The organism is Pseudomonas sp. RGM 3321 (assembly GCF_022836805.1).
GTDB lineage: Bacteria > Pseudomonadota > Gammaproteobacteria > Pseudomonadales > Pseudomonadaceae > Aquipseudomonas.
This window is the reverse complement of the sequence record NZ_JALHBH010000120.1, coordinates 285832-311870: the sequence shown is the minus strand read 5'-3', so window position 1 is coordinate 311870 and position 26039 is coordinate 285832. Positions and strand designations below refer to the sequence as shown.

22 protein-coding genes are annotated in these 26039 nt (G+C 59.3%); 15 read left to right on the top strand and 7 right to left on the bottom strand.

Annotation, left to right across the window (positions count from 1 at the left end; translation table 11 throughout):
• Positions 1 to 3: 3 nt before the first annotated feature.
• The gene (locus RGM3321_RS24985) at positions 4 to 1590 is read right to left on the bottom strand and encodes a RimK family protein (protein WP_244395270.1); all 1587 of its coding nucleotides are present in this window, start codon (positions 1588 to 1590) and stop codon (positions 4 to 6) included.
• Between the two features lie 93 nt (positions 1591 to 1683).
• Between RGM3321_RS24985 and RGM3321_RS24980 the strand changes: the two genes are divergently transcribed.
• Positions 1684 to 2844 (top strand): GNAT family N-acetyltransferase/peptidase C39 family protein, encoded by a 1161-nt coding sequence (locus tag RGM3321_RS24980; RefSeq protein WP_244395269.1) that lies wholly within the window; start codon positions 1684 to 1686, stop codon positions 2842 to 2844.
• Positions 2844 to 3743 carry a polysaccharide deacetylase family protein gene (locus tag RGM3321_RS24975; RefSeq protein WP_244395359.1) on the top strand — a complete coding sequence of 300 codons (900 nt, stop codon included), beginning with the start codon at positions 2844 to 2846 and terminating at the stop codon, positions 3741 to 3743. Before RGM3321_RS24980 ends, RGM3321_RS24975 begins: the two co-directional genes overlap by 1 nt.
• 7 nt (positions 3744 to 3750) lie before the next feature.
• Here RGM3321_RS24975 and RGM3321_RS24970 read toward each other — a convergent pair whose 3' ends face one another.
• The 4 genes from RGM3321_RS24970 to RGM3321_RS24955 all read right to left on the bottom strand — a co-directional run bounded on the left by RGM3321_RS24970 (position 3751) and on the right by RGM3321_RS24955 (position 8347).
• A complete protein-coding gene (locus tag RGM3321_RS24970; protein ID WP_244395268.1) occupies positions 3751 to 5010 on the bottom strand; it encodes an amidohydrolase family protein in 1260 nt (419 codons plus the stop codon).
• Positions 5007 to 6317 carry an MFS transporter gene (locus tag RGM3321_RS24965; protein WP_244395267.1) on the bottom strand — a complete coding sequence of 437 codons (1311 nt, stop codon included), beginning with the start codon at positions 6315 to 6317 and terminating at the stop codon, positions 5007 to 5009. The genes RGM3321_RS24970 and RGM3321_RS24965 overlap by 4 nt, the downstream gene beginning before the upstream one ends.
• Positions 6318 to 6505: 188 nt before the next feature.
• Positions 6506 to 7417: a LysR substrate-binding domain-containing protein gene (locus RGM3321_RS24960; RefSeq protein WP_244395266.1), complete on the bottom strand. Its 912-nt coding sequence runs from the start codon at positions 7415 to 7417 to the stop codon at positions 6506 to 6508.
• A 24-nt stretch (positions 7418 to 7441) separates the two neighbouring features.
• Complete coding sequence (locus tag RGM3321_RS24955) at positions 7442 to 8347, bottom strand: LysR substrate-binding domain-containing protein (RefSeq protein WP_244395265.1); 906 nt, start codon at positions 8345 to 8347, stop codon at positions 7442 to 7444.
• A gap of 154 nt (positions 8348 to 8501) precedes the next feature.
• Here RGM3321_RS24955 and RGM3321_RS24950 point away from each other — a divergent pair, with 154 nt between their 5' ends.
• On the top strand, positions 8502 to 11549 hold the full coding sequence (locus tag RGM3321_RS24950) for an FAD-binding and (Fe-S)-binding domain-containing protein (protein ID WP_244395264.1): 3048 nt from the start codon (positions 8502 to 8504) through the stop codon (positions 11547 to 11549).
• 78 nt (positions 11550 to 11627) lie between these two features.
• Here the strand turns inward: RGM3321_RS24950 and yghX are convergent, their stop codons facing one another.
• The gene (gene yghX / locus RGM3321_RS24945) at positions 11628 to 12515 is read right to left on the bottom strand and encodes a YghX family hydrolase (protein WP_244395263.1); all 888 of its coding nucleotides are present in this window, start codon (positions 12513 to 12515) and stop codon (positions 11628 to 11630) included.
• A gap of 403 nt (positions 12516 to 12918) precedes the next feature.
• Here yghX and RGM3321_RS24940 point away from each other — a divergent pair, with 403 nt between their 5' ends.
• From RGM3321_RS24940 to RGM3321_RS24885, 12 genes are all read left to right on the top strand, one after another.
• Positions 12919 to 13974 carry a GGDEF domain-containing protein gene (locus tag RGM3321_RS24940; RefSeq protein ID WP_244395262.1) on the top strand — a complete coding sequence of 352 codons (1056 nt, stop codon included), beginning with the start codon at positions 12919 to 12921 and terminating at the stop codon, positions 13972 to 13974.
• 130 nt (positions 13975 to 14104) lie between these two features.
• Positions 14105 to 15172, top strand: a complete 1068-nt coding sequence (locus RGM3321_RS24935) for a hypothetical protein (RefSeq protein WP_244395261.1) — start codon at positions 14105 to 14107, stop codon at positions 15170 to 15172.
• A gap of 223 nt (positions 15173 to 15395) precedes the next feature.
• The gene (locus tag RGM3321_RS24930) at positions 15396 to 16346 is read left to right on the top strand and encodes a LysR family transcriptional regulator (RefSeq protein ID WP_244395260.1); all 951 of its coding nucleotides are present in this window, start codon (positions 15396 to 15398) and stop codon (positions 16344 to 16346) included.
• A 240-nt stretch (positions 16347 to 16586) separates the two neighbouring features.
• Positions 16587 to 18047, top strand: a complete 1461-nt coding sequence (locus tag RGM3321_RS24925) for an NAD(P)/FAD-dependent oxidoreductase (RefSeq protein WP_244395259.1) — start codon at positions 16587 to 16589, stop codon at positions 18045 to 18047.
• Entirely contained in the window at positions 18044 to 19018 is a 975-nt protein-coding gene (locus tag RGM3321_RS24920) for an ABC transporter permease (RefSeq protein WP_244395258.1), read from the top strand. Before RGM3321_RS24925 ends, RGM3321_RS24920 begins: the two co-directional genes overlap by 4 nt.
• Positions 19015 to 19935 (top strand): ABC transporter permease, encoded by a 921-nt coding sequence (locus RGM3321_RS24915; protein ID WP_244395257.1) that lies wholly within the window; start codon positions 19015 to 19017, stop codon positions 19933 to 19935. The genes RGM3321_RS24920 and RGM3321_RS24915 overlap by 4 nt, the downstream gene beginning before the upstream one ends.
• Positions 19932 to 20948 carry an ABC transporter ATP-binding protein gene (locus RGM3321_RS24910; RefSeq protein ID WP_244395256.1) on the top strand — a complete coding sequence of 339 codons (1017 nt, stop codon included), beginning with the start codon at positions 19932 to 19934 and terminating at the stop codon, positions 20946 to 20948. The genes RGM3321_RS24915 and RGM3321_RS24910 overlap by 4 nt, the downstream gene beginning before the upstream one ends.
• Positions 20938 to 21951, top strand: coding sequence for an ABC transporter ATP-binding protein (locus RGM3321_RS24905; RefSeq protein WP_244395255.1), 1014 nt, complete (start codon positions 20938 to 20940; stop codon positions 21949 to 21951). The genes RGM3321_RS24910 and RGM3321_RS24905 overlap by 11 nt, the downstream gene beginning before the upstream one ends.
• Positions 21952 to 22002: 51 nt before the next feature.
• On the top strand, positions 22003 to 23568 hold the full coding sequence (locus RGM3321_RS24900; protein ID WP_244395254.1) for an ABC transporter substrate-binding protein: 1566 nt from the start codon (positions 22003 to 22005) through the stop codon (positions 23566 to 23568).
• Positions 23569 to 23638: 70 nt separating this feature from the next.
• On the top strand, positions 23639 to 24181 hold the full coding sequence (locus RGM3321_RS24895) for a CMD domain protein (protein WP_244395253.1): 543 nt from the start codon (positions 23639 to 23641) through the stop codon (positions 24179 to 24181).
• On the top strand, positions 24165 to 24752 hold the full coding sequence (locus RGM3321_RS24890) for a peroxidase-related enzyme (protein WP_244395252.1): 588 nt from the start codon (positions 24165 to 24167) through the stop codon (positions 24750 to 24752). The genes RGM3321_RS24895 and RGM3321_RS24890 overlap by 17 nt, the downstream gene beginning before the upstream one ends.
• A 119-nt stretch (positions 24753 to 24871) precedes the next feature.
• Complete coding sequence (locus RGM3321_RS24885) at positions 24872 to 25669, top strand: phosphodiesterase (protein ID WP_244395251.1); 798 nt, start codon at positions 24872 to 24874, stop codon at positions 25667 to 25669.
• A gap of 31 nt (positions 25670 to 25700) precedes the next feature.
• Here the strand turns inward: RGM3321_RS24885 and RGM3321_RS24880 are convergent, their stop codons facing one another.
• Positions 25701 to 26036, bottom strand: coding sequence for an SMR family transporter (locus RGM3321_RS24880; protein ID WP_004662130.1), 336 nt, complete (start codon positions 26034 to 26036; stop codon positions 25701 to 25703).
• Positions 26037 to 26039: the final 3 nt, after the last annotated feature.

Genomic DNA, 26039 nt, shown 5'->3' with positions numbered 1-26039 from the left:
GTCTCACCATGCCTGGCCGAGGCGTTTGAGCTCCAGACGGCGGACGAACTCTTCCAGCACCAGGCTGTACAGGTCATCCTGCAGATAAGCGTCTTCGATGCCTGCATCCAGGTTCGGGTTGTCGTTGACCTCAATCACCACCACTTGATCGCCTGACTGTTTCAAGTCCACGCCATACAACCCGTCACCAATCAGATTGGCAGTCTTGAGTGCCAGTTCGACCACGGCACGCGGCGCTTCGTGCACCGCCAGCGTGCGGCATTCGCCAATGACCTCGGCACCGATTGCCTTGTGGTTGTAGATCTGCCAATGCCCCTTGGACATGAAGTACTGGCAGGCGAATATCGGTTTGCGGTTGAGAATGCCAATGCGCCAGTCGTACTCGGTGTAGAAAAACTCCTGAGCCAGCAACAAGACCGAATGCTCGAACAATTGGGCCGTCGCCGTATGCATTTCCTCGGGCGTAGTGACTTTGATCACGCCTCTGGAAAAACAGCCGTCGGGAATCTTCAATACCAGCGGAAAACCCAGGCGTGTGGCCACGTGTTGCAGTTCTTCCGGGCGGTCCTTGTAGAGGATTTCCGTTCGCGGCATGCCCAGATCATGGCTTTTGAGCAGGTCGGTCAGGTAAACCTTGTTGGTGCAGCGCAGGATCGAGGTGGAGTCATCCATGACCACCAGCCCCTCGCTTTCGGCTTTCTTGGCAAAGCGGTAGGTGTGGTTGTCGACGCTGGTGGTTTCGCGAATCAGCAGCGCGTCGTACTCGGCCAGCCGGGCGTAGTCTTTCTTTTCGATCAGCTCGACATCGATGCCCAGACGCTGGCCGACGCGGATGAAATTGGCCAGCGCCTGAGCGTTGGAAGGCGGCAGCTGTTCCTGCGGGTCATGCAGAATTGCCAGGTCGTAGCGGGCCATGCGTCGGGAACTGGGCTGGCGCCAGACGTTGCGGCTGAAGCCTTCCAGCGCCATGGCAAACTCATCCTGCTGATCATCGCGCAGACGCGGCAGAGCACCGGCCTTGATACCGGCAATGTGCCAATTGTCGCGCTTGCGAAACTCCACCATGAGGATCGGGCAGGGGAAGACTTCAAACAATTGACGGGCGAGATCCTTCAACGGCTCAAGTGTGGTCTGGCCGAAGTAAAGTGTCAGGGTAAACCCTTCGGTGTGGTCATAGGGATGATCCTGAAGTGCGGTGTCCAGCAACTTGTCCAGGTCATCGAGGGCCAGGCCGTAGAGTGACTTGCGGGTCAACTCGCTGATGGTCTTTACCGAGGGAATGACATTGTGCTGGCGCGCTTCGGCCAGCAGGGAACAGTAATAACCGTGGCCCAGGTATTTGTAGCTGCGGCACAGGTTGATGACTTGCACACGCCTGCCTGCCGTGGCTTTCAGCGGTTTTTCCAGATAGTCCTGGGCGCTGATCAGGTCTTCGCTGGGGAAGTACGATGCCCAGTCTTCGAGCCGTTCGACAATAATCACCAGTTGCCTCTGCGCTGCAAAGAGTGTTGTGGGGTCTGCACGTCGGGCTGTTGCTGAAAGCGCAAGTTGCGCAGATACTTCGTTCATCTTCACCTGTGCCGCTGACATGTGTAATCGATCCGATGGGAAACAAGTCCTTTCTATTAAGCATGTGCTTTTTGAAATGTCCCGTTTCGTTACACAACTTTTACGGCGGTGCAGATGGACTTTATATTTCGCGGTGCAGTTGAAACCGATGTCGACGACTTGCTGCTTCTGGAGAGCCAGTGTTTCGGCGGCGACCGTCTGACCGCGCGCAGCTTTTACTGGATGATTCGCCGCGCCAATGCCAGCCTGATCGTCGCCGAGCAGGCCGGACAGCTCACCGGCTATGCGCTGGTGCTGTTTCATCGGGGCACTTCGCTGGGGCGTTTGTATTCGCTGGCGATTGTCGATGCGGCGCGGGGCAAGGGGCTGGGCAAGCAGTTGTTGCAACGTGCCGAGCAGCAGGCCGTAGGCCGCGACTGCGCTTACCTGCGCCTTGAGGTGCGCCCTGCTAACCACGCGGCTATCGGGCTGTACGAACGCAATGGTTACCGGCGTTTCGCTCAGGTCGACGACTATTACCAGGACCATGCGCCGGCGCTGCGTTACGAGAAGCGCATCGTCGAGCATGCCCGGCTGGACAGTCGTTCAGTGCCTTACTACCAGCAGACCCTGGAATTCACCTGTGGCCCGGCCTGCCTGTTGATGGCGATGAAGGCTCTGCAACCTGCGCGTTTGATGGATCGCGCCGAAGAACTGCAGATCTGGCGCGAGGCGACCACGGTGTTCATGACCTCCGGCCACGGTGGATGCAGCCCTCAAGGGCTGGCGCTGGCTGCCCGGCGACGGGGCTTTGCCGTGAAGTTGCTGGTGTCGGTAGCAGGCCCGCTGTTTCTGGGCGGCGTGCGCAGCGACAACAAGAAACAGGTGATTCGCCTGGTTCATGAGCAGTTCTGTCATGAGCTGCGAACCTGCGGTGTAGAGACGCTGCCCAACTGCTCATTGAACCTGCCGCGCTTACTGGCCGAGGGTGGCAAGCCGCTGGTGCTGATCAGCAGCTATCGCCTTACACGCTCCAAGGCACCGCACTGGGTGATGGTCACCGGTTGCGACAGCGATTTCGTCTACCTGCACGATCCTGATATTGATCACAGCCTGCATCGCCAGGCCATCGACTGCCAGCATATGCCGGTAAGCCATGCCGACTTCAACCGCATGAGTTGTTTCGGCACCGATAAACTGCGCGCCGCAGTGATTGTGTTTGCCGCGTCTGTGGATGATCATGCGTGCGCTTCCCAAGCGGCTTCAGCAGCCCGGCCACAGGATCCCGTACATTGATGAAGTCAGCCCTCAAGGCCCTTTGCGCATTAGCTATCGCCGCGAGCCTGTCGGCCTGCATCAGCGCGCCAGTCCCTCTGACGCCAAAAACTGCCGAACAGTTGCGGCAACAGCCACCGGTGCGTTTTCTGCTGAGCTTTGATGACGGCCCCAGTGCGTCGACTTTTTACAACCCCAGTATCACCGTACTCGACAGCCTGGCCGACAATCCGTTGCAGCCGAACATCAAGGCCGTGTTCTTCGTGCAGACCGGCGCCACAGGCGCAGGCAACAGTGATCAGGGGCGGGCGATCATGCATCGTCAGCATGCAGAGGGGCATCTGCTCGGCTTTCATACCGCCACGCCGCACCACACCAATCATCGTTCGTTGACCGATGAGGAACTGGAGCAGTCCCTGACCCAGGGCTGCGCCATCATCGCCTCGATTACCGGCGTGCCGACCACGTTGTTGCGCCCGCCGTTCTGGAATTACGACAAGCGCACGTTCAGCGCCTACCAGCGTCATGACCTGCATGTATTGCTGACGGACCTGAGCGCCAATGACGGCAAGATCTGGGGCTATAACTTCAGCCTGCGACGCCGTTCCAACATGGTTAGCCAGCTCTCGCAGGTGCGCGAGCGCATTGCCGCAGGAGAGCTGCCTGCGGTGGACGGGGTGATTCCGGTGGTGGTGACCTTTCACGACCTGAACCGCTACACCGCGCGGCATGCGCGGGAGTACCTGCAGATTCTCGTTGACAGCGCCCATCAGACCGGCGTGCAACTTGCCGACAAGCCGTTCTATGACGACAGCGCGCAGTTACAGCGCGCTGCTCTGGCGCGCACGGTCAAGGACGCGAGTCAGCCTGTCAGGCTGCCCGGTGCATGGAACTGGATCTGGGACCATAACGCTCACTGACGCCCGGTCAGACCAGGGTGTTCTTGCGCACATGGCCACCTTGAACAATCATCGCCAGATGTTCGCCCTGACCGACCAGGCAACTGATATCGCTCAGCGGGTCGCCATTCACCACCAGCAGATCGGCTATCGCACCGGCGCTGATGCAACCCAGTTCACCCTCGCGTTGGAGTATCTGCGCCGCAACACTTGTTGCACTGCGTAACGCCGCCAGATTACCGAGCAGTTCGGCGCGAATCTTCAGTTCGTGGGTCTGGTACTCGTGCATTTCCCCCAGTAGATCCGAGCCATAGCCCATGGGTACGCCCGCTTCGGCGAACAGCAGCAGCGCGTTGCGCCCGGCTTGGCGCACATCCTCGATTTTGGCCACCGAGTCCGCTGGCAGGCCGAAGCGCTCGCCGTACTCGGCTAGCATTTCATAGGTGACCTGAGTCGGCACCGCAAATGCGCCTTTTTCGGCCATCAGTCGGGCGGTGTCGGCATCCACCAGATTGCCGTGCTCGATGGTTCTTACGCCGCATTCGATGGCGCGCCGAATCGCTCGTGCGGTATAGGCATGGGCCATCACGTAGGTGTTCGCAGCAGCGGCTTCGTCAACGATGGCGCGGATCTCTGCCTCGCTGTATTGGGTGTTGGCAATCGGATCGGTCGGCGAAGAGACGCCGCCCGAAGCCATGATCTTGATCTGGTTGGCGCCCTGTTGCAGCTCTTCGCGCACTGCCAGACGCACGTTATCGACGCCGTCTACTACGCGGGCAATGGCCCCGGCCCGAAAGCAGCACGAGCAAGGCTCGTTGAGCAGCAATTCGCCCCGTGCGCGCATGTCGCCATGGCCGCCGGTCTGCGATAGCGCCTTGCCCGAAGCGAAGATCCGCGGCCCGGGAATCAGCCCCATCTGGATCGAACGCGCCAGCGCCCAGTCGGCGCCCCCGGCATCGCGCACAGTGGTAAAACCGCGGTTGAGCATCGCAGCCAGAATCGGCAACGCGCGGTACATGATGATTGCGTTGGGTTGCAGGGCATTCATGCCCAGGTTGGCATTGGAAGCCAGCACATGCACATGGCAGTCGATCAGGCCGGGCATCAGTGTCCTGCCGCCCAGATCGACAATCCGCGCGCCAAGCGGGGCAGGCTCGCCTTCGACACGCACGTCGACAATGCGCTCACCCTCGATAACGACTTCCTGGCCGGAAATCAATTGCCCTTGTTGCAGGTCCAGCAGGCGGCCGTTGCGCAGGATCAGGCGTGTAGGATCAGCAATACTCATTGGAAAGCTCCAGACAAGGGACAATGGGCAGCAGGCGCACGGTCGCGATACAGCAGCGCACCAATGCCGCTGACGAGGGCCGCAAACATGATGTAGAAAGCGGGTGCCAGGTTGCTGCCGGTCGAGGCAATCAGCCAGGTGATGGTGAAGGTGGCAAAGCCGCCGAAAATGGTGACGGCAAAGTTGTAGGCCACCGAAAGCCCGGTGGACAGCACGTGGGTGGGCAGCAATTCACCGAAGGCTGCGAGGATCGAGCCGATGTAAGCGGAAATCAGCAGGCCGAGCACCAGCTCGAAGATCAACAGTGAAAACAGCCCTGGCATCTGGTTGATGAACAGAAACATCGGGTAGGCGCTGAGGAAGATGGCAATGGCCGAGCCCAGCAGCCAGGGGCGATGCCCGCTGCGGTCGGCCAGGGCGCCGACAATCGGTGTGGCGACGATCAGTACTGCACCACCCATCATTCCCGCACTGAAGCCCATCCATGACGGCAGGCCAAGCACGCGTTGGGCGTAGGACGGAATGTAGAACAGAATCGCGTAGGTGCAGACCGTCCACAGTACCACCAGCGAAAAGCTGATCAGGGTCTGTCGCGGGTAGGTCTTTATGACTTCGCGCAGCGGCGATTCGACCGGTTTGGCAGCCTTGTAGGCAGGTGTCTCGTCAACCCGGCTGCGAATATAAAAGCCGACCGGCCCGATCAGCGTGCCGATCAGAAACGGCACCCTCCAGCCCCAGCTTTCGAGCTGTGCCTGGGTCAGGTAACTGGACAGCACCGCGCCCAGCGCGGAACCCAGCAGCACCGCGACGCCGATGCTGGCCTGAATCCAGCTGGAGTAGAAGGCTTTCCTGCCCTCAGGCGCATGCTCGGTCAGAAACGCTGTGGCGCTGCCCATCTCGCCACCGGCAGAGAAGCCTTGCAGCAGGCGCGCCAGGACAATCAGCAGCGGTGCCAGATAGCCGATCTGCGCGAATCCGGGTGTAACCCCGATGATCAGCGTACCCAGCGCCATCAGCAGGATGGTCAGCGACAATGCCGCCTTGCGTCCGCGCTTGTCGCTATAGATGCCCAGCACAATGCCGCCCACCGGACGCATGAAAAAGCCGACCCCGAAGGTCGCCAGCGCCAGCAGGTAAGACGTCAGTTCGCTGCCGGTGGGGAAGAACACCTTGGCGATGATCACCGAGAAGAAGCTGTAGACCGTGAAGTCAAACCATTCAAGGCCATTGCCGATAACAGTGGCGACTACCGCGCGGCGTGCCTTTTGTTCATGGGTGCGTGAATCAGAGGATCGTAATGTGCTCACTGGATAGGCTCCTGCATGCGATACACGCAGGGAGGCCCCCTGCAGTGGCTGCATTGATTAAGGGGCAGGGTTGATGTAAGTGCGGCTGAGTCAGGTCTTTTTGCCCGTTTCAGTCGAGAGTAGGTGCTGGGCCGATTTTAAGAAAACGCTCATTGCGCAGGTTTGCATGCGCAAGATGCATGCAAGCGTCAGGGGCGAGGTGTCAGCGTGGCTATTTCATCTGTCAGCCATTTCTCGAACGCTCGCGCAGCGCGGCGGGGCGTCTTGCCGCTGGGGGTCAGCAGGTAATAGCCGCCTATTGCACCGACGCTTTTCTGGCACGCCGGCACCAGCGCACCGGACTGCACGTGACGGTCAATCATCGGTTGCCAGCCAAGTACGATGCCGTGCCCGGCGACAGCCAGGTCGACCAGCACGGGGTACAGGTTGACGGTCATGCGCTTGCGGATCAGCGACGCATCAACGCCCTGACGGCCGAACCAGTCTCCCCAGGACAGCCACTGACGTTGCCCGTCTTCCAGCATTAGCAGGCAGTGGTCCAGCAACTGTGCAGGTTCCAGCAACTGGCCGTTCAGGTAGTCTGGCGAGCAGTAGGCATTTACCGATTCGGCGAACAGCAAACGACTGTCGAGGCCCGTCGGTGATGTTTCGCGCAAAAAATACAGCGCCAAATCGAATTCTGCGCGAATCAGAGAATCCAGCCCGTCAACCACTCGCAGGCGGATATCCACGGTGGGGAAGGCATCGCGATAGCGCCCCAGCAACGGGCCCAGCCACAGTGCGGCCACGCCGCTGGAACAAGCCAGCGTCAGTTGTTGTTCGCCGCTGTGGGTAATGACTTGTGCCGTGGCCTCTGCACACAGGGTCAGCACGCGCTGGATCTGCTCGGCGTAAACCTGCCCGGCCACGGTCAGATGAATACGCTTGTGCTCGCGACGAAACAGCGCGCGGCCGAGAAATTCCTCCAGTTGCGCGACCTGACGGCTGATCGCGCTCTGGGTGAGGTTCAGTTCGCTGGCGGCACGGGTAAAACTAGCGTGCCGAACGGCGGCTTCGAAGGCGATCAGGTTCTGCAAGGGTGGAAGGGGCTCGATACGCACGGCGGCTCCTGTTGCGGGCAGGTTTTACAAAGGGTCGGGAAACGGTGTCGATAGCAGCCAGTCCCTGAACACGCACAGCGATGGCAGGTTCTGAAAGCGCGTCGCGTACGCCAGGTAGTAGTTGCGCCCGCTGTCCAGCGGCTCGAACAGGGTGACCAGTTCGCCGCTGTTGATTTCGTCCTGCACCAGAATGCGCGGTACCAGTGCGATACCGATGCCCGCCGCCACAGCCTGGATCAGGTGCGAGGTCAGTTCGAAACTCGGGCCGGGGCGCATGATGTGGTGGTCCAGCCGATTACTGTCGAACCAGTCCGACCAGGCATTGGGCCGCGATACCACGCTCAGCAACGAATGCTGGGCAACCTGCGCCGGGGTCATCGTCTGGTAGCCGACAAGCGCAGCAGGGCTGGCAATGACCACCAGTTTTTCGCTGACCAGCGGGTGGGCGATGTAACCGGGCCAGTTGCCGCTGCCCGCACAGATGATCGCGTTCATTTCGCTGGCAGCAGGCGTCAGGTCGGCATGCACGATGCGTGAGTGGATATGCACCACATAGCCCGGATGCCGGGTGTAAAAGTCATTCATCCGCGGCAGCAGCCATTTGGAGCCGAAGGTGGGCAGCACGGCCAGATGCAGCGTGCCGCCCTCGGCCTTGTGCGCGATGGTTTGCAGGGTTGCACTGCGAATACGGCCCAGCGCGGCGGCCAGCTCATGCTGGTACAACGCACCGGCAGTGGTCAGTTCAATACGCCTGCCATCACGCTTGAACAGCTCGACTTCCAGCTGGGCCTCCAGCGCCTGCACCTGGCGGCTGACGGCGCTCTGGGTCAAGGCCAGTTCGTCTGCGGCTTTGGTGAAGCTGCCGTGCCGCGCGGCCGCCTCGAAAGCGAGCAACAAGGACATGGAGGGCGTTAGTCTTCTGGTGTTCATTCATAAAACTCATGGAAAAACGGCATCTTTTACGTTTGCACTGAAGCATGACACGCCGGAGAATCACGATAACCGTTGATAACGCCATGCATACGAGCGTTTCGAAGCATACGTGCTTTGCATATAAAACGCCTAGCCAGCCAGGAAGACCACCATGATTGCGCTGTTGAAACCGACCTCCGAGCAGGTCGGTCACTATGACCGTTTCCTCAATGCCCTGGTGGAGGGCGGCTTTCGCGGCGAAATAGCCAGGGACCTCGGCTCGCGTACTGTGCTGGCCACTGATAACTCCATCTATCAGCGCCTGCCGCAGGCTGCGGTGTTCCCGATGGACAGCCACGATGTGGCAATTGTCGCCCGCCTGGCAGCGCGCCCCGAGTACAAGCAGGTGGTGCTGACCCCGCGTGGTGGTGGCACAGGGACCAATGGGCAGTCGTTGACCGACGGCGTGGTGGTCGACCTGTCGCGGCACATGAACAATATCCTTGAAATCAACGTCGAGGAACGTTGGGTGCGAGTCCAGACCGGCGTGGTCAAGGACCAGCTCAACGCAGCGCTGAAGCCGCACGGGCTGTTTTTCGCGCCGGAACTGTCGACCTCCAACCGCGCCACGGTTGGCGGCATGATCAACACCGACGCCAGCGGGCAGGGCAGTTGCACCTACGGCAAGACCCGTGACCATGTGCTGGAACTGACGACCGTGTTACTCGGTGGTTCGTACGTCAACAGTCAGGCATTTAGCGCTGAGCAGCTGGCCAGCGGGCAGGCGCGTGTTGACCGTGCTGGCGATGTGTATCGCTGTGCGCAGCAGATCGCCGATACGCAGGCGCAATTGATCAAGGACGTTTTTCCGCCGCTCAACCGTTGCCTGACCGGTTACGATCTGGCGCACTTGCGTGAGGAAGACGGCCGTTTTAACCTCAACAGCGTACTCTGCGGTTCCGAAGGATCGCTGGGGTTTATCGTCGAAGCCAGGCTTAACGTACTGCCAATCCCCAAACATTCGATTCTGGTCAACGTTCGTTATGCCGGTTTCATGGACGCTCTGCGGGATGCCAAGGCGTTGATGGCGCACAAGCCGCTGTCCATCGAGACCGTGGACTCCAAAGTGCTGATGCTGGCCATGCAGGATATCGTCTGGCACGGCGTGGCCGAGTATTTCCCGCAGGACCCGGCGACGCCGACTCTGGGCATCAACCTGATCGAGTTCAGTGGCGATGAACTGGACGAAGTCGAACAGCGTGTCCATGCATTCGTCGCTCACCTGCAAAAAGACACCTCGGTGGTGCGCCTCGGTCATACCCTGGCAACCGGCAGCGCTGCGGTAAACCGCGTCTACGCCATGCGCAAGCGCTCGGTGGGGCTGCTCGGCAACGTCAAGGGTGAAGCGCGGCCGCAGCCGTTTGTCGAAGACACGGCTGTGCCACCGGAAAACCTCGCCGATTACATTCAGGAGTTTCGTGCGCTGCTTGACAGCTACGGCCTGCAGTACGGCATGTTTGGCCACGTTGATGCAGGCGTGCTGCATGTTCGGCCGATACTGGACATGAAAGACCCTGCGCAGGCGGCATTGATTCGCCCGATTTCTGACGCCGTCGCCGCGCTGACCAAGCGCTACGGCGGGCTGCTGTGGGGCGAACATGGCAAGGGCCTGCGTTCGCAATACGTGCCTGAGTATTTCGGCGAGTTGTACCCTGCGTTGCAGGCGCTCAAGGCCGCGTGCGACCCGTTCAACCAGCTCAACCCCGGCAAGATCGCCACACCGGCGACGGCGCCCGATGCGCGCCTGACCCTGGTAGACGAGGTGAAGCTGCGTGGCGACCTGGACCGCACGATCGACGAACGGGTCTGGCAGAGCTATGACAGCGCGCTGCACTGTAATGGCAACGGTGCCTGTTACAACTACGACACCGACGATGCCATGTGTCCGTCATGGAAAGCCACGCGTGACCGCATTCACTCACCCAAGGGCCGCGCTTCGCTGGTCAGGGAATGGCTGCGTCTGCAAGGCGAGCAGGATGTCAACGTCCTGACCGCCAGCGCCAGGGCGCGGAACGCCAACGTGCTGAAAAGCCTTACCGAGCGAACCGTCAACAGTGTGGCCAGAGTAGCGGGGCAGAAGGATTTCTCTCATGAAGTCTACGATGCCATGGCCGGTTGTCTGGCCTGCAAGTCCTGCGCGGGGCAGTGCCCGGTCAAGGTCAACGTACCTGAATTCCGCTCGCGTTTTCTGGAGCTGTACCACAGCCGTTACCTGCGCCCGATCAAGGATTACCTGATTGGCTCGCTGGAGTTCAGCATTCCGCATCTGGCGCGGTTTCCCCGGTTGTACAACGCGATCATGGGCGCAAAACCGGTGCGTTACCTGCTTGAGCACGTCGCCGGTATGGTCGACAGCCCAGTGCTCAGCCTGATGGACTTTCGCGCGGCCTGCGCGCGCTGGAATGTCGGCATTGCCACGCCGCAGCGTCTGGCCGCGTTGAGCGAGCAGGAGCGCAAGCGTACAGTGGTGCTGGTTCAGGACGCGTTCACCCGATACTTTGAAACCCCGCTGGCGGCAGATTGGCTGGAACTGATCTCGCGCATGGGTTATCAGGTTTATCTCGCACCGTTCGCACCTAATGGCAAGCCACTGCACGTGCAGGGTTTTCTGGCCGCGTTCGAAAAGGCTGCCAGTTTCAACAGCCAGTCGCTTGGCAAGCTGGCCGGGTACGGCATTCCGCTCATCGGTCTGGACCCGGCCATGACCCTGGTGTATCGCCAGGAGTACAGCAAGACGCTGGGCAGCGAGAGCGTGCCGACCGTCATGCTGCCGCAGGAATGGCTCGCGTCTGCACTTGAGGAGCAGTGCGACGCTCCGTCAGGTGAGACGTATTACTTCCTGCCGCATTGCACTGAAAAGACCAACGAGCCTGCCAGTGTCGGCCTTTGGCAGAAAGCCTTCGCTCGCGCCGGGCTCAGGCTTGATGTACTGGCCAGCGGCTGCTGTGGCATGTCCGGCACTTATGGACATGAAGCCCGAAACGCAAAAACCAGCGACACGATCTATAGCCAGTCCTGGCAGCCACTGGTTGCGCGCCATGGTGGTGAAGGCCGACTGGTCGCCGATGGGTATTCATGTCGCAGCCAGGTCAAGCGCCAGGATGGCAAGACAATGCAGCATCCGTTGCAGATTCTGTTGGAGCGGGTGCGGGCGCTGTGATAGTGGCATTTTCCAGCGTGGGAATGCCGCTCTGGACGCTCTGCGTCACAGATCTACGCCGCGCCGTTCGATTGGAACTTAAACCAGATACTTGTTGAACCACCCCAGCGTCCGCTCCCAGGCTAGTTTGGCGGCTGCCTCGTCATAACGCGGTGTGGAGTCATTGTGGAAGCCGTGGTTGGCGCCCGGATAGATGTACGTTTCGTACGTCGTGCCAGCCGCTTTCAGGGCTTTCTGGTACGCGGGCCAGCCTTCGTTGATGCGGGTGTCCAGTTCGCCGTAGTGAATCATTACCGGCGCCTTGATCTTCACCACGTCTTCGGCGTTGGGCTGGCGGCCATAGAACGATACGGCAGCGCCCAGTTCCGGGTACGCCACGGCTGCAGCATTGGCCACGCCGCCGCCATAACAGAAACCGGTGATACCGACCTTGCCGGTGCTCGCTTCATGCTTCATCAGCCACTCGATGGCAGCGAAGAAATCGTTCATGAGCTTTTCCGGGTTAACGGTCTGCTGTAGCTCCCGACCCTTGTCGTCATTGCCCGGATAGCCTCCGACCGAGGACAGGCCGTCAGGTGCCAGCGCGATGAAACCGGCCTTGGCCACACGGCGGGCAACGTCTTCGATATAGGGGTTCAAGCCGCGGTTTTCATGCACCACGACCACTGCCGGTACTTTGCCGGTGGCTTTTGCCGGGCGTACCAGATAGCCGCGAACCTGACCGTGGCCCTTGGGGGAGGGGTAGGACACATACTCGGCAACGATATCCGGGTCAGTGAATTCCACCTGTTCGGCCAGCGCGTAATTAGGGCTCAGCGAGGCAAGCAACGCGCTGGCGGTCAGGCCGCCGAAGGTGAACAGCGCAGCACGATCGAGAAACTCGCGTCGATTGATCTTGCCGTGCGCGTAATAGTCATAAAGCTCAAGCAATTCAGGGGCAAAGTCTTTTGCAGTGAGATGTTCCATCAGTACGTTTCCTTCTGAATCATTCAGGGCTGCCTGGGTGTTGGCGGGCTGATGGGCAAAGCGCGATCAACACAATGTCCGGTCCCGATAGTATTTCCAGAACATCGGGATCGCTACTGCAAATTGAAGAAAAACCGTCATCCATTCCCGATCCGCGCCAGCGAGCCTGATGTGCAGGCCTGTGCCTGCTGCCAGCCGATCAGGAAAATCAGGTATCTGATTGCACTACTTGCCATCAGTGATGTCCATTTGACTCCTTCGACGCATGCCACGGCATTTGTGCTGCACAAACAAACATATTATCGAGTCGCCGTATCAAGCGGCTTCGGTTCAGGCCGACAACACATCATGATCTTCACACAGCGCTCATGGTCATATTCCACCTGCATTTCGAGATAACGTGATGATGACCCTCCCGATGGAAGACCGCACCCAGCTGTTCAAGGACACGGCTATCCAGTTCTGGAAACACATCACTCCGATCGTTTATGTCGCGCTGGGCATTCACTGTGTCTTGCTGGTGGTGTTTCTGGGGCTGGGCATCAAGGTCATGTGGGTGGCGAACATCGTCAGCACGCTGCTCTATATCAACTGCCTCTACCTGATCCGCAGGCAGCGCTATCGACAGGCCGGACAACTGATGTGCCTGGAGATCATCGGCCATACACTGCTCGCGACATGGGAGTTGGGCTGGGAAAGCAACTTCAGCTTTTACCTGTTCTGCGTGATCCCGATCATTGCCTTTACCTTTCAACTGGTCGCTATCAGACGCATTGCCTACAGCCTGGCGATACTCCTGTCGCTGGTTGGATGTTTCGCCTTTCGCCGCCACATGGGGCAGGGATCCGGCCTTAGCCAGAACGTGCTTGATGCGTTCGGTATCGTCAACGTGCTGACGGCTACCGTCCTGTCGATTTATGCCACCGCACTCTCGGTACGTTTCACGTCGTCGATGCAACTGAGCCTGTTTCATATTGCCAACCGCGACAGCTTGACCAACCTTTATACGCGCAGGAGAGTGCTGCATCGCATACGGGAGCTGGAGGCAAGGCGTCAGGGGTTCTCGGCTTCACTGATCCTGCTCGACATCGACCATTTCAAACAGATCAATGATCTCCACGGACATGAGACCGGTGACGCGGTGTTGCAGCGGGTGGCCGAAGTCATCAGTTCAAGCGTGCGCAACAGCGATATGGCTGCCCGTTGGGGCGGTGAGGAGTTTCTGGTGCTCATGCCGGACACCGCGCCCGATGATGCACTGCGGGTGGCGGAGCGCATCTGGCGGCGTATCGCTGAAGAGGCCGGTCAGATCGATGAGCGCAGCATTGCGGTCACCGCAACCCTTGCCATGGCAACCCTTGCCGCGGGCGAGACCTTTCAGATAACCCTCAATCGTGCCGACACGTCGCTTTATCTGGGCAAACAACAAGGCCGAAACCGGGTAATGATCGCCGGGTGAGAGGGGTCAAGTTGCGACCTTTGATTGCGGCTTGATACTTCAGCAGGTCTGGAGCTGGTTCTACCTGGATCGGGTTGTGGTGGGGTACGGCTACTGGCAAAATGCTTCTAATTTTGACTGAGTGAATGAAATGGATTTCGCTATCCTTGCCTTGTTACTAATGATTCCTGCCGTTTTTGTAGTTGCGTTGTTCTGGTCACAACATTATGAAATTGACGAGTCCGGAAACAAACGACTCAAGCCTTTCTTGACGCTTTTCGAACTGGATGCCACGACAGGTGCGTCGAATCAAAAGCTTTTATGGATGTCGATTATCATCCCGTTTTTTTACTTTCTTGAGTTTGGCTTTCTGGCATGGTGGGGCTCCACGCCGGACTATTCCGCTAAGGGGTTTGTAGAGTTTTTGAGAATAAGTAGCCTTCCCCTGGGTTTGTTATCGCTCTGCCTTCCCTTGTCATTGCTGGTGCTCAGGCTGCACTCGACAAAGCAGACAGCAGAGCAGATCAAAATCACACGGGTCAAAAATAATGCAGATGCATTTTACGCACACAGGAAGGCAATGATCGAATACTTTGCCTTGTTTCCTGAAAAGAAGTACACCAGCGAGTTGGTCGGTCGCTTCGATGCGCATCCCAGTCTGCATATGCATTTTTTCGGCACGTCCAATATTCAAAAGGGGGTTGAGTCCCTCGATAACAAAAAAAAGAAACAGTGCATTCAGCTTCTGAACGAAATCAAAGAAAATATAATGGCTTTTATGAGTATCGACAATGATATCTCTGCTCGTCAAGACGCGCTGACTAAAGCGTGCAGGTATGTTTATGTACTGGGTGATATGCTCTTTCTGAGCGCTGTTTCGGAACAAATCAAAGGCGGGAGCTCTTCATTTTTAGTGCTGGGGTTGCCAGACAATAGCACTAACAAAACGATTACCTTTGTCGGCAAGACCCGATTGACGTTGATTGCTGCTTTTCTTTATGAAATTGATTATGTTGAAATTCTCTTTAATTTTTCGGGGGTTTCTCATGATTTTTCCGGAGTAAGGAACGTGCCGTTTCATATAAAAAATGATTATGTACATGCGGTAAGTCCGTACCATGGAGATTATAAGGGCGTCATTGAACATATGAACAACGAGAACCATTTGACGATCAAGATTCGTGAAGAGGAAGAGCGGCGCGCTCCGAGTGCTGTCTGACTGCTTGGTGTCTCATGCACTGGGTTTCTGAATGAGCCGTATTGTCCGCTGCAAGTTTTGCGGGGTGCCTGCACTTTTGGGGCGGAAGAAAAATGATAGTATGAGGGTGTCATAATCAAGGTATGTGGGCCGCCACTGTGTACACTTTAGCGCCTTGAACTCGCCGGGGGGCTCGCGTCGTTCTGCTCGCCCAAAAAGACTATGTATCGATCAAGGCATGCTTATGGATTTGCGTCAGCTCGAAGCCTTCGCGGCGGTGATGTCGGCAGGCAGTGTCACTGCTGCCGGGAAAATGCTCGGCCGTTCTCAGCCATCGGTCACACGGGCCATTCAGGAGCTAGAGCAGGAGTTGGGTTTTGCCTTGTTCGAGCGCAGCGGGCCGAAGGTCACGCCTACCCACAAGGCGTTCATGATGTATGGCGAAGTGGAGAGCGCGCTGCTGGGCGTGCGGAATATCCGCCAACGTGCGCAGCATATTGCCCAGGAAGAAAATCACCAGATCAAGCTGGTAGCGATTTCGGCCCTGGCGGCTGGTTTGCTGCCCACGGCCTTGTCGCGCTTGCCTGAGCATCTGCGTCCGCAGCAGATCCAGTTGCAGAGCATGTCCCCGGAGAATGTGGTTCAGGCTGTGTTGTCGAAAACCATGGACCTGGGCGCGGTAAGCCTGCCGCTGGAGCATCGCGGCCTGGAAATCCACTGGATTGGCGAAGCGCCTTGCGTGGCGGTATTGCCTGCCGATTCTGCGCTGGCCACCCATGAAGTGCTGTCGATGGAGCTGCTGCGTCAGCAAACGCTGATCACCATGGCCAACCCGTATCGCTTTCGTCGACGCATCGACAAGGCGTTTCAGGACGCGGGCGGTCAGCCGCCGCGCATGCTTGACACCAATACGTCCCTGATCGCCATGCAAATGGCCAGAGTCGGGCTGGGCATTGCGCTGGTCGATCCTTTTACCGCTATCGGCGTGCCGTTGCAAGGTGTAGTGGTCCGGCCGATCGCCTGCAATATCCCGTTTTTCTTCGGTCTGATTTCAGCCTTCGCCAGCCCGTTGTCCGATGTGGCAAGCGCGCTGATCGATGAGATTGCCGAAAGCGCAAAAACCCTGTTGCCGGGAATGATCATGCACGAAGCCAGCGCGCACGATGCCCTGTTGCAGAGCATTTATGCCGAGTGAGCGGAAGGTGCAATGCGTGTCGTGACGCCCCACGGCGCAGCACGCGAAGTTCGTTGAAATTCCATTAAGGAATATCAATATGCTTTTTTGCGCATTGCGAGAATAAAAAGCGCCTTTTACTATTCGAATTAAGCATTCAAAGGCTTAAAGAATTCATTTAATGCGGCATTGGAATGATTCTTGAAGTGTTTGAGTCAAGGCTTGGGCTTGTGGCCCGAACATTTTTTCGAGTATCGATCAATGTCCGATGTAAATGCACCCGCCGGTCTGGCGGCCCTGGAAGCCCGTTTGCAGCAGGATCTGGCCTGGCTGGATCTGCCCGCCAGGCCCTGGGTCAAAGCCAGGATGAGCGCCGGGCAGGCAGTGCTTGATGTGGCGATCATCGGCGGCGGCATGGCCGGTCTTGCTCTGGCCGCAGAACTGCGCAACCTCGGCGTGGCGGCGGTGATTTTCGATCAGTCCCCGGCCGGTTTCGAAGGCCCTTGGGCAACCACCGCGCGGATGGAAACCCTGCGTTCGCCAAAGCAACTGACCGGACCGGCGCTGGGGCTACCGGCGCTGACGTTCCGCGCCTGGTACGAAGCGCAATTCGGTATCGAAGGCTGGGCTTTACTGGACAAGATTCCACGCCTGCAATGGGCCGAATACTTGCGCTGGTATCGCAAGGTGCTGGCGCTGGACGTACGCAACGAACACTGGGTGAGCCGGGTCGCACCCAGAGCAGACGGGCTGATCGAACTGGATATCGTGACGCCTGTACAAACGCAATTCCTGCTGGCCCGGCATGTGGTGCTCGCCACGGGTCGTGACGGTCTGGGCGGCCCCTGGGTGCCGGATTTCGCCCGGCAGTTGCCGGAGCATTTGTGGGCGCATTCGGCGGCGGGCCTGCAGGATGGCTGGTTCACCGGCAAACGTGTGGCGGTCATCGGCGGTGGCGCATCGGCCATGGACAGCGCTGCCACTGCGCTTGAGGCGGGCGCAACGCGGGTTGACCTGCTCATCCGGCGCGCCGAGCTGCCTCGCATCAACAAAGGCAAGGGGGTCGGTAACCCGGGCATGGTTCACGGTTATTGGCGCCTGCCGGATATCTGGAAATGGCGCATTCGCCATTACCTGAACACCCAGCAAGTGCCACCGCCACGCGGCAGTACGCTCAGAGTGTCTGGTTCGGGTAAAGCCCGCTTCATGCTCGACAGCCCGGTGCTTGCAGTTGAACAGAACCCGTCTGGCGGCGTGTGGCTGAAGACGCCCACAGCGCGTATCGAGGCCGATTTTGTGGTGTTTGCCACCGGGTTTCGTACCGACTTCCGGCAGCGCCCTGAATTTGCCCCGTTTTCTTCGCAGATTCGCGTCTGGCAGGATCGTTTCGAAGCGCCGCAAGGCGAAACCGACAGCGAACTGGCGTTGCTGCCGGACCTGGGCATTTGTTTCGAGTTTCAGGAAAAGACCCCTGGCGGCTGTCCAGGGCTGAACCATATCCACTGCTTCAGTTACCCGGCAGCGCTGAGCTATGGCGCGGTATCCGGGGATATTCCTGCCATCAGCGAAGGCTCCAAGCGTCTGGCTCATGCCTTGGTAGGGCAGCTGTTCAATGAGGACATCGCGCTGCATTTCGACACCATGCTCGATTACGCCGAGCCAGAGCTGCTGGGCGATGAGTGGGTGGCCAGCCAGCCGACCGCCGAAGAGCTGCGCCAATGATCGGCTGGGCGCTGCGCAGGCTCACTCAGTCGTTGCTGGTCATTATGTTGATGACCGTAGTGGTGTTCGTCGGCCTCAATGCCATTGGTAATCCGATGGATATTCTGGTCGGTGAAGACCTCAATCAGGCCGAACGTCTACAGGCCATCGCGCATCTGGGGCTGGACCAGCCGCTGTGGGAGCAGTACCTGATTTTTCTCAAGGGCGCGGTTCACGGCAATCTGGGGCAAAGCTTTGTGTACCACGAAGATGCCATGCGCCTGATTCTGCAGCGCTTGCCCGCGACCTTTGAGCTGGCGTTCAGCGCCCTGTTTCTGGCTGTGGTCATCGGTGTGCCGCTGGGCATGTTCGCCGGTATGTACCCCGAGCACCCGCTTTCCCGGCTGATGATGGCCGCCAGCATAGTCGGCTTTTCTCTTCCGGCGTTCTGGGTGGCATTGATGATGATCATGCTGTTCTCGATCACGCTGGGTTGGTTGCCAGCCAGTGGCCGGGGCGAAACCCGTGAATGGCTGGGCGTGCAATGGTCATGGCTGACGCTGGACGGTTTGCAACATCTGTTACTGCCTGCGCTGAACCTGGCGCTGTTCAAGATTTCGCTGGTGCTGCGCCTGACCCGTGCCGGCGTGCGCGAGGTGCTGCCTCAGGAGTTCGTCAAATTCGCCCGGGCCAAGGGCCTGTCGCCGATGCGTGTGATGTGCATGCACGTCATGCGCAACACCATGATCCCGGTGGTGACGGTGCTGGCCATGGAACTGGGCTCGACCATCGCCTACGCCGTGGTAACCGAGAGCATTTTTGCCTGGCCCGGTGCGGGCAAGTTGATCCTCGACAGCATCAACATGCTTGATCGCCCTGTGGTGGTCGCTTACCTGATGGTGGTCGTGGTGATTTTCGTAGTGCTCAACCTGATCGTTGACGGCCTGTATTACCTGCTGGACCCACGCGTACGCATCGAGGCATCCCGATGAATATCATTGAAAAAGCCCCGATCGGCAGCACGCTGTTGCAGGCCCAGTCGCCATGGCGGCGTGTGCTGACCGAGTTCTTCAGCTCACCGACTGCGGTGACAGGTTTGGTGGTCCTGCTGGTCATCGTGTTGGTGGCTGTCCTGGCACCCTGGATCGTGGTGCAAAACCCCTACGACCTGATGCAGCTTAACGTCATGGACGCGCGAATGCCGCCTGGCAGCCTGAATATGGACAGCGGCTACACCTATTGGCTCGGTACCGACGGACAAGGTCGCGATCTGGTCTCGGCGATAATCTATGGCCTGCGCATCAGCCTGTGGGTCGGCATTGGCTCGGCGCTGATTGCGGCAGTGATCGGCACGTTGTTGGGGCTTGTATCTGCGTATGTCGGCGGCTGGGTCGATGCCTTGCTGATGCGCCTGGTCGACTTGCTACTGTCATTCCCGGTCATTCTCATGGCGCTGATGATTCTCGCCTGGCTGGGCAAGGGCGTCGGCAACGTGATGCTCACCCTGATAGTGCTCGAATGGGCTTATTACGCCCGCACAGCGCGCGGTCAGGCGCTGACCGAGAGCCGCCGTGAATACGTTGATGCAGCGCGCGGGCAGGGCGTTGGTCCGCTGCGCATTGTGATCGGCCACATTCTGCCCAACTGCCTGCCACCGCTGATCGTGATCGGCGCGTTGCAGATCGCCCGCGCCATTACCCTGGAAGCGACTCTGTCGTTTCTCGGTCTGGGTGTGCCGGTGACCGAGCCCTCGCTGGGCCTGCTGATTGCCAACGGCTTTCAGTACATGCTCAGCAATGAATACTGGATCAGCCTGTTTCCGGGGCTGGCGCTGTTGATCACCATTGTGGCGATCAATCTGGTCGGTGACCGTCTGCGTGATGTTCTCAACCCGAGGTTGCAGCGATGAGCCTGCCTGAAGTGTCATTCGTGCCAACCCCGGTTACACAGCCAACCCTTGATGTGCGTGGCCTGTGCACCTCGTTCCATACTCGCGCAGGCGTGCTGCCGGCGGTGCGTGATGTGTCCTTGAGCGTGCAGCCGGGGCGTATTCTCGGCCTGGTCGGTGAGTCGGGTTCGGGTAAATCGGTCACCGGGTTTTCGATTCTCGGCTTGGTTGATGAGCCGGGGCGCATCAGTGGCGGGCAGGTGCTGTTCAAAGGGCGTGATCTGACCAAACTGTCTGCCTCGCAACTGCGCGGTATTCAGGGCAACCGGGTGGCGATGATTTTTCAGGACCCGATGATGACCCTCAACCCGGTGCTGCGGGTCGACACGCAAATGATCGAAGCGGTGCGCGCGCATAGCCCGCTTGGCAGGCGCGAGGCCCGCGAGCATGCCAGTCGTACCTTGGTGCTGATGGGCATCGCCAGTCCTGAAGAGCGCCTGCGCGCCTATCCGCATCAACTGTCTGGCGGCATGCGCCAGCGAGTGGCGATTGCCATCGCGCTGCTGCATGCCCCGGACCTGATCATTGCCGATGAGCCAACCACTGCGCTGGACGTCACCATTCAGGCGCAAATCCTCAGCGAGGTGCAGAAGCTGGTACGTGAACAGGGCACCTCACTGATCTGGATCACCCATGATCTTTCCGTGATCGCCGGGCTGGCTGATGACGTGGCAGTGATGTACGCCGGACGTATTGTCGAACAAGGCCCGGTCGCCGAGGTGCTGGATCGCCCGCAACATCCTTATACACAGGGGCTGATCGACAGCCTGCCAAGTCGCAACAAGCGTGGCCAGCGCCTGCGTCAGATACCCGGCATGGCGCCGGACCTGCTGTCGATGCCTGCCGGCTGCGCCTTTGCGGCGCGCTGCTCCAGAGCGTCGCTGATATGTGTACAGAGCGACCCCGAACCCCACGAGGCGGGACCGGGCCAGACGGTTCGCTGCTTTCATCCGGGAGCTGCCGATGCCCAGTGACCTGATTCCCCTTATCGAGCTGCACCAGGTCAGCAAGACCTTCGGCAAGCCAGTGGCTGAATACTCTCTTCAAGGGCTACTGCAGCGACTGCACCTGACCCGTCCGAAACCGGTGACCCATGCGGTGGACCGAGTCGACCTGCGGATCATGCGTGGCGAGGTGGTCGGGCTGGTGGGCGAGTCGGGCTGTGGCAAATCGACCCTTGGGCGCATGGTCGCCGGGCTGCTACCGGTCTCGTCAGGTATCGCATCGGTGGACGGCAAGCCGCTCGACAGCCTGACGACGCAGGAGCGCAAGGCACTGCGCCTGAAAGTGCAGATGATCTTTCAGGACCCGTCTTCAAGCCTCAACCCGCGCCTGCGGGTCGACCGTATCGTCGGGGAGGGCGCGCTGCTGCACGGCCTGACCAACCGCAAAGGCGCTGATGATTACGTCAGCAACCAGTTGCAACGTGCCGGGCTAAGCCCGCAGTTGCGCCAGCGCTACCCCCATCAATTCAGCGGCGGTCAGCGCCAGCGCATCGGCATTGCCCGTGCACTGGCGGTGCAGCCGGAACTGTTGGTATGCGACGAGTCGGTAGCAGCGCTGGACGTGTCGATTCAGGCGCAGATTCTCAACCTGTTCATGGACCTGCGTGACGAGCTGGGGCTGACCTATCTGTTTATCAGCCATGACCTGGGCGTGGTCGAGCACCTGTGCGACCGCGTGGTCGTGATGTACCTGGGCCGTGTGGTCGAGACCGCACCGGTCGATGACCTGTTTGCGCGTGCCAATCACCCGTATACCCAGGCCCTGCTGGCGCAGATCCCGCGCTTTGATATTCGCAGTACCCGTTATGACGCGATCCAAGGGGAAATCCCCAGCCCGCTGAACCCGCCAACCGGGTGTCATTTCCACCCTCGCTGTCCGCACGCCATGGCGCGCTGTCGCGAGGAAGTTCCAGCGCTGAGGGAGGTTTCGCCGAACCACCAGAGCGCGTGCCATCTGAATGATCAACGCTGAACGAGCACCTGAAGCTCGTCACCCTCTGCCATTGCGTACAAGGAATCACCCATGAAACCACTCGTTCGTTCGTTGTTAGCGTCGGCCCTCGTTCTGGCCGCTGGCAGTGTCTCGGCGCAGGACTTGCGTATCGGTTATGCCGACCCGGTATCGTCGCTCGATCCTCAGCTCAACAACTATGCCGGCGACCGCTCGGTGGCGCTGCATGCCTTTGAATCGCTGGTCAGCCGCCGCGATGACAAGACCCTGCCGGGCCTCGCCAAGAGCTGGAAGGTTGTCGACGACACCACCTGGGAATTTGCCCTGCGCGATGACGTGAAATGGCAGGACGGCACGCCGCTGACCGCCGACGATCTGGTGTTCTCCTTCGAGCGCGCCCGCAGCGTGCCCGGCAGCGTCGCGTCTTACGCAGGTGCCATGCGCACCGTTGAATCGGTCAAGGCCGAGGATGAGCACACGCTGATCATCAAGACCCGTCTTCCCAATGCCAACCTGCTGCCGGACGTCGATTCGATCTACATTGTCAGCCGCCATGCAGGTGCGACCGCCAGCAGCGCCGATTACAACTCGGGTAAGGCCATGATCGGCACCGGTCCTTACCGGTTTGTCTCATTCGTGCCCGGTGATCGCACGATCTTTGCCCGCAACGACAGTTACTGGGGCGCGAAACCAACCTGGGACAAGGTTGATTTTCGTTTCATTGCCAACGCTGCCAACCGTACTGCTGCATTGCTGGCGGGTGATGTAGACGTGATCGACAAGGTGTCGCCCACCGATGTAGAGCGCCTGCGCAAAACGCCGAGCGTCAATGTTTTCGCCTATCAGGGCTTGCGTGCGCTGATCATTCAACCGAGCTTCCGAGCCGGGCCGAACGAGTTCATTCGTGACAACGCAGGCAAACCGCTGGCCGAAAACCCGCTGCTGGATGTGCGGGTGCGCAAGGCGCTGTCCCTGGCGATCAACCGCCCCGCCATCAACGAACGCATCATGCAAGGCACCGTCACCGAGGCCAACCAATGGATGCCGGCTAACACCTTCGGTTACAACCCGCAGATCAAGAACATCCCTTACGACGTCAAGCAAGCCAAGGACCTGTTGGCGCAGGCAGGCTTTCCCGAGGGCTTTCAAATGACCGTTCACGTACCGGGCGACCGTTACCCGCAAGCGCCGGAAGTCATGCAGGCAGTGGCGCAGTTCTGGACGCGGATCGGCGTCAAGGTCCAGCTGGAGGTATTGCCGTGGGCGGTGTACGCGGGCAAGGCCAACAAGAATGAACTGGCGATCAGTGTAATTGCCTGGGGCAACGGGACCGGCGAAGCGGCATATGCCCTGACCAACATTCTGACCACGGTCGACAGCAGCAAGGGGCAGGGCGCGTCCAACTGGGGGCATTACAGTAATCCGCTGGTAGACAAGGCACTGGCTGATTCGACCGCCGAATTCGACGAGGCCAAACGGCGCAAGATTCTTCAGGACTCGGTCCAGGTGGTCAGCGACGACGTCGGCATCATCCCGCTGTTCCACTACCAGAACATCTGGGCGGCGCGCAAAGGCCTGAAGGTCGAGCCGCTGGTCAGTGACCGCACGGCGGCAACCATGGTTACCGAACAGCCTTGATCCTCTTTCATTCCCGCGCAGCTTCTTGAAGCGGCTGCGCGCATGCAACCACAGCATTGCAGGACCTGTCATGACATCGACCACTGAACATTCAACGCCTCCGGACACGCTCGATAGCCTGTTGGGCATCGCGCAAGGCAGCCCTTTGCATGCAATTCGGCATGCGCGGGACAAGGTCGCACTGGCCACCCAGGGTAGCCAGGATTTGTTTTTTGCTCCGACGCTGGAGCACAACCTGTCGTTGAGTGAGCGCCTCTGGGTTGCTTATTACGCGACCCTGCTGAGCCTGCAACCGACCCTCAGCGAGCATTATCTTTCGCAATTACAGGCGACTGGTGCGCAGGCAAGCGTACTGGCCGATGTGAGCGCCAGCCGAATCGACCTGCTGGAGGACCCGCGTCTGGCTGCGATCCTGCGTTTTACCCGCACCCTGATCGAGTCTCCGGTACACGGCGATCAAAGCGCCCTGCAGGCCCTGCAACATCAGGGCCTGAGCACCGCTGAAATTGTGGTGCTGGCGCAATTGATCGCATTCCTGTCCTACCAAGTGCGTCTGGCCGCAGGGCTGGGCGCGTTAAGTCTGCTGGAGCAGCCTGATGAGCGAACTCATTGAAATTGAAGGTTTCACCAATCAGGTACTGGGCTGGAAAGCCTGGCTGCCGACCGTGGACCTGAACAGCGCAACCGCCGGGCAGGTTGCGGTGCTTGAAGAAAGCCATCCGCAGGCCAAGACCTCGGATTACTACCTGACCCTGGCGCATCACCCAGACATCCTTCGCCAGCGTTCACAGGCGTTCAACGCGATCATGTACGCACCGGGTGGCTTGTCGCGCGCCGAACGGGAACTGGCGAGCACCGTCGTGTCACGAATCAACCGCTGCGTCTATTGCGCGTCAGTGCATGCGCAACGCTTCGAACAACTGGCCAAGCGCAATGATGTTATCGCCCAGGTATTTGCCGACCCCCATACGGCAGGTACGACCGCGCGTGAAAAAGCCATCGTGCAGTTCGCCATCGACCTGACGCTCGAACCGGCCTCGCTCAACGCCGGCGACATCAATGCACTGCGCGAGCAAGGGCTGGACGATGCGCAGGTGCTGGACCTGATTCACGCCATCTCGATATTCGCCTGGGCCAACCGGCTCATGCTCAATCTGGGGGAGCCGGTGTTTCCCAAGGTTTAAAGACTACGGTGTTGTCGACCGCTGTCGCGCTTCAATAATGGCCGGGCGAAGTCTGGCCCGGTCGTTGCAGGTTCGCTGCACAAGTGGATAAGCGACCTGGTCACGATTGAGGTAATGGAATGCTGATAGCGCACATTTCTGACACGCATGTACGACCCAGAGGGCTGCTCTATCAAGGCGTTGTCGATTCGAATGCAATGCTGGCGGCTGCCGTCGACACGATAAACGCACTCGATCCGCCGCCTGATCTGATTCTGTTCAGCGGTGATCTGGTGGACGGGGGGCACCCCGAGGAGTACGCAATGGCCCGAGAGCTACTGCAGCCGCTGCGCCAGAGGCTTTTGATGATACCGGGCAACCATGATCATCGGCAGAACCTGCGTAATGCTTTCCCGGAGCACGACTACTTCATCAATGATGAAAACTGTAGCTTCGTCGACTCGGGCTCCGCCCCGATGCGCATCATCGGGCTGGATATCAGCGTGCCCGATCAGCACCACGGTGACATGACCGATACTGCCACCCAATGGCTGGATCGCACACTGGCGCTGGAGGCTGACAAACCGACGCTGATCATGATGCATCAGCCGCCGTTTTCGAGTGGCATCCACTATATCGACGCCTATCGCTGTGAAAGGGGCGAGCGGCTGGCCGAGGTGGTCTTCAGATACCCGGCCGTCGAGCGAATCGTTTGCGGCCATATTCATCGCTTCATGCAGCTGCGCTTTGGCGGCACGCTACTGTGTACAGCACCGAGCACGACGACGGCCATTGCCTTGCAACTGCACCCGGATGCTGCCGACGCTTCCTATGTCGAGCCTCCGGGGCTGTTGCTGCACCACTGGAAGGCCGACACCGGTCTTATTACCCACTGGGTGCCGATAGGCCGTTTCGAAGGGCCTTTTGACTTCGCCTGAACCGACGTATCAGCCTGGCAGCCAGACGCTGTCAGGCCACTTGCTCCTTGGCCAGATTGACCAGAATGATGCCCGCAATGATCAGCCCGATACCGCTCACGGCCATTAATGTGGGCACCTGTTGATAGCGAAACGCGGCAATGACAGTGATCAGCGTAATGCCCAACCCTGACCACATGGAGGTGATCAGGGACATGGGCAAGTCCCGTTGTGCATACCCCAGGCAGACGATTCCGAGCCCGTAGCCCGCGATAGAGGCAATAACCGGGACCCAACGGGTGAAGCCGTTACTTTCTTTCAGTGCGATGGTCGCCACTGTTTCAGCGACAATTCCTGCAAGCAGGAACAAATAGGCTTTTATGAGCATGGC

Excerpts from the sequence above, each read along its gene's own strand:
- RGM3321_RS24985 (WP_244395270.1), bottom strand. The coding sequence starts at position 1,590 with ATGTCAGCGGCACAGGTGAAGATGAACGAAGTATCTGCGCAACTTGCG.
- RGM3321_RS24980 (WP_244395269.1), top strand. The coding sequence starts at position 1,684 with ATGGACTTTATATTTCGCGGTGCAGTTGAAACCGATGTCGACGACTTG.
- RGM3321_RS24975 (WP_244395359.1), top strand. The coding sequence starts at position 2,844 with ATGAAGTCAGCCCTCAAGGCCCTTTGCGCATTAGCTATCGCCGCGAGC.
- RGM3321_RS24970 (WP_244395268.1), bottom strand. The coding sequence starts at position 5,010 with ATGAGTATTGCTGATCCTACACGCCTGATCCTGCGCAACGGCCGCCTG.
- RGM3321_RS24955 (WP_244395265.1), bottom strand. The coding sequence starts at position 8,347 with ATGAACACCAGAAGACTAACGCCCTCCATGTCCTTGTTGCTCGCTTTC.
- RGM3321_RS24950 (WP_244395264.1), top strand. The coding sequence starts at position 8,502 with ATGATTGCGCTGTTGAAACCGACCTCCGAGCAGGTCGGTCACTATGAC.
- yghX (WP_244395263.1), bottom strand. The coding sequence starts at position 12,515 with ATGGAACATCTCACTGCAAAAGACTTTGCCCCTGAATTGCTTGAGCTT.
- RGM3321_RS24940 (WP_244395262.1), top strand. The coding sequence starts at position 12,919 with ATGATGACCCTCCCGATGGAAGACCGCACCCAGCTGTTCAAGGACACG.
- RGM3321_RS24935 (WP_244395261.1), top strand. The coding sequence starts at position 14,105 with ATGGATTTCGCTATCCTTGCCTTGTTACTAATGATTCCTGCCGTTTTT.
- RGM3321_RS24930 (WP_244395260.1), top strand. The coding sequence starts at position 15,396 with ATGGATTTGCGTCAGCTCGAAGCCTTCGCGGCGGTGATGTCGGCAGGC.
- RGM3321_RS24925 (WP_244395259.1), top strand. The coding sequence starts at position 16,587 with ATGTCCGATGTAAATGCACCCGCCGGTCTGGCGGCCCTGGAAGCCCGT.
- RGM3321_RS24920 (WP_244395258.1), top strand. The coding sequence starts at position 18,044 with ATGATCGGCTGGGCGCTGCGCAGGCTCACTCAGTCGTTGCTGGTCATT.
- RGM3321_RS24915 (WP_244395257.1), top strand. The coding sequence starts at position 19,015 with ATGAATATCATTGAAAAAGCCCCGATCGGCAGCACGCTGTTGCAGGCC.
- RGM3321_RS24910 (WP_244395256.1), top strand. The coding sequence starts at position 19,932 with ATGAGCCTGCCTGAAGTGTCATTCGTGCCAACCCCGGTTACACAGCCA.
- RGM3321_RS24905 (WP_244395255.1), top strand. The coding sequence starts at position 20,938 with ATGCCCAGTGACCTGATTCCCCTTATCGAGCTGCACCAGGTCAGCAAG.
- RGM3321_RS24900 (WP_244395254.1), top strand. The coding sequence starts at position 22,003 with ATGAAACCACTCGTTCGTTCGTTGTTAGCGTCGGCCCTCGTTCTGGCC.
- RGM3321_RS24895 (WP_244395253.1), top strand. The coding sequence starts at position 23,639 with ATGACATCGACCACTGAACATTCAACGCCTCCGGACACGCTCGATAGC.
- RGM3321_RS24890 (WP_244395252.1), top strand. The coding sequence starts at position 24,165 with ATGAGCGAACTCATTGAAATTGAAGGTTTCACCAATCAGGTACTGGGC.
- RGM3321_RS24885 (WP_244395251.1), top strand. The coding sequence starts at position 24,872 with ATGCTGATAGCGCACATTTCTGACACGCATGTACGACCCAGAGGGCTG.
- RGM3321_RS24880 (WP_004662130.1), bottom strand. The coding sequence starts at position 26,036 with ATGCTCATAAAAGCCTATTTGTTCCTGCTTGCAGGAATTGTCGCTGAA.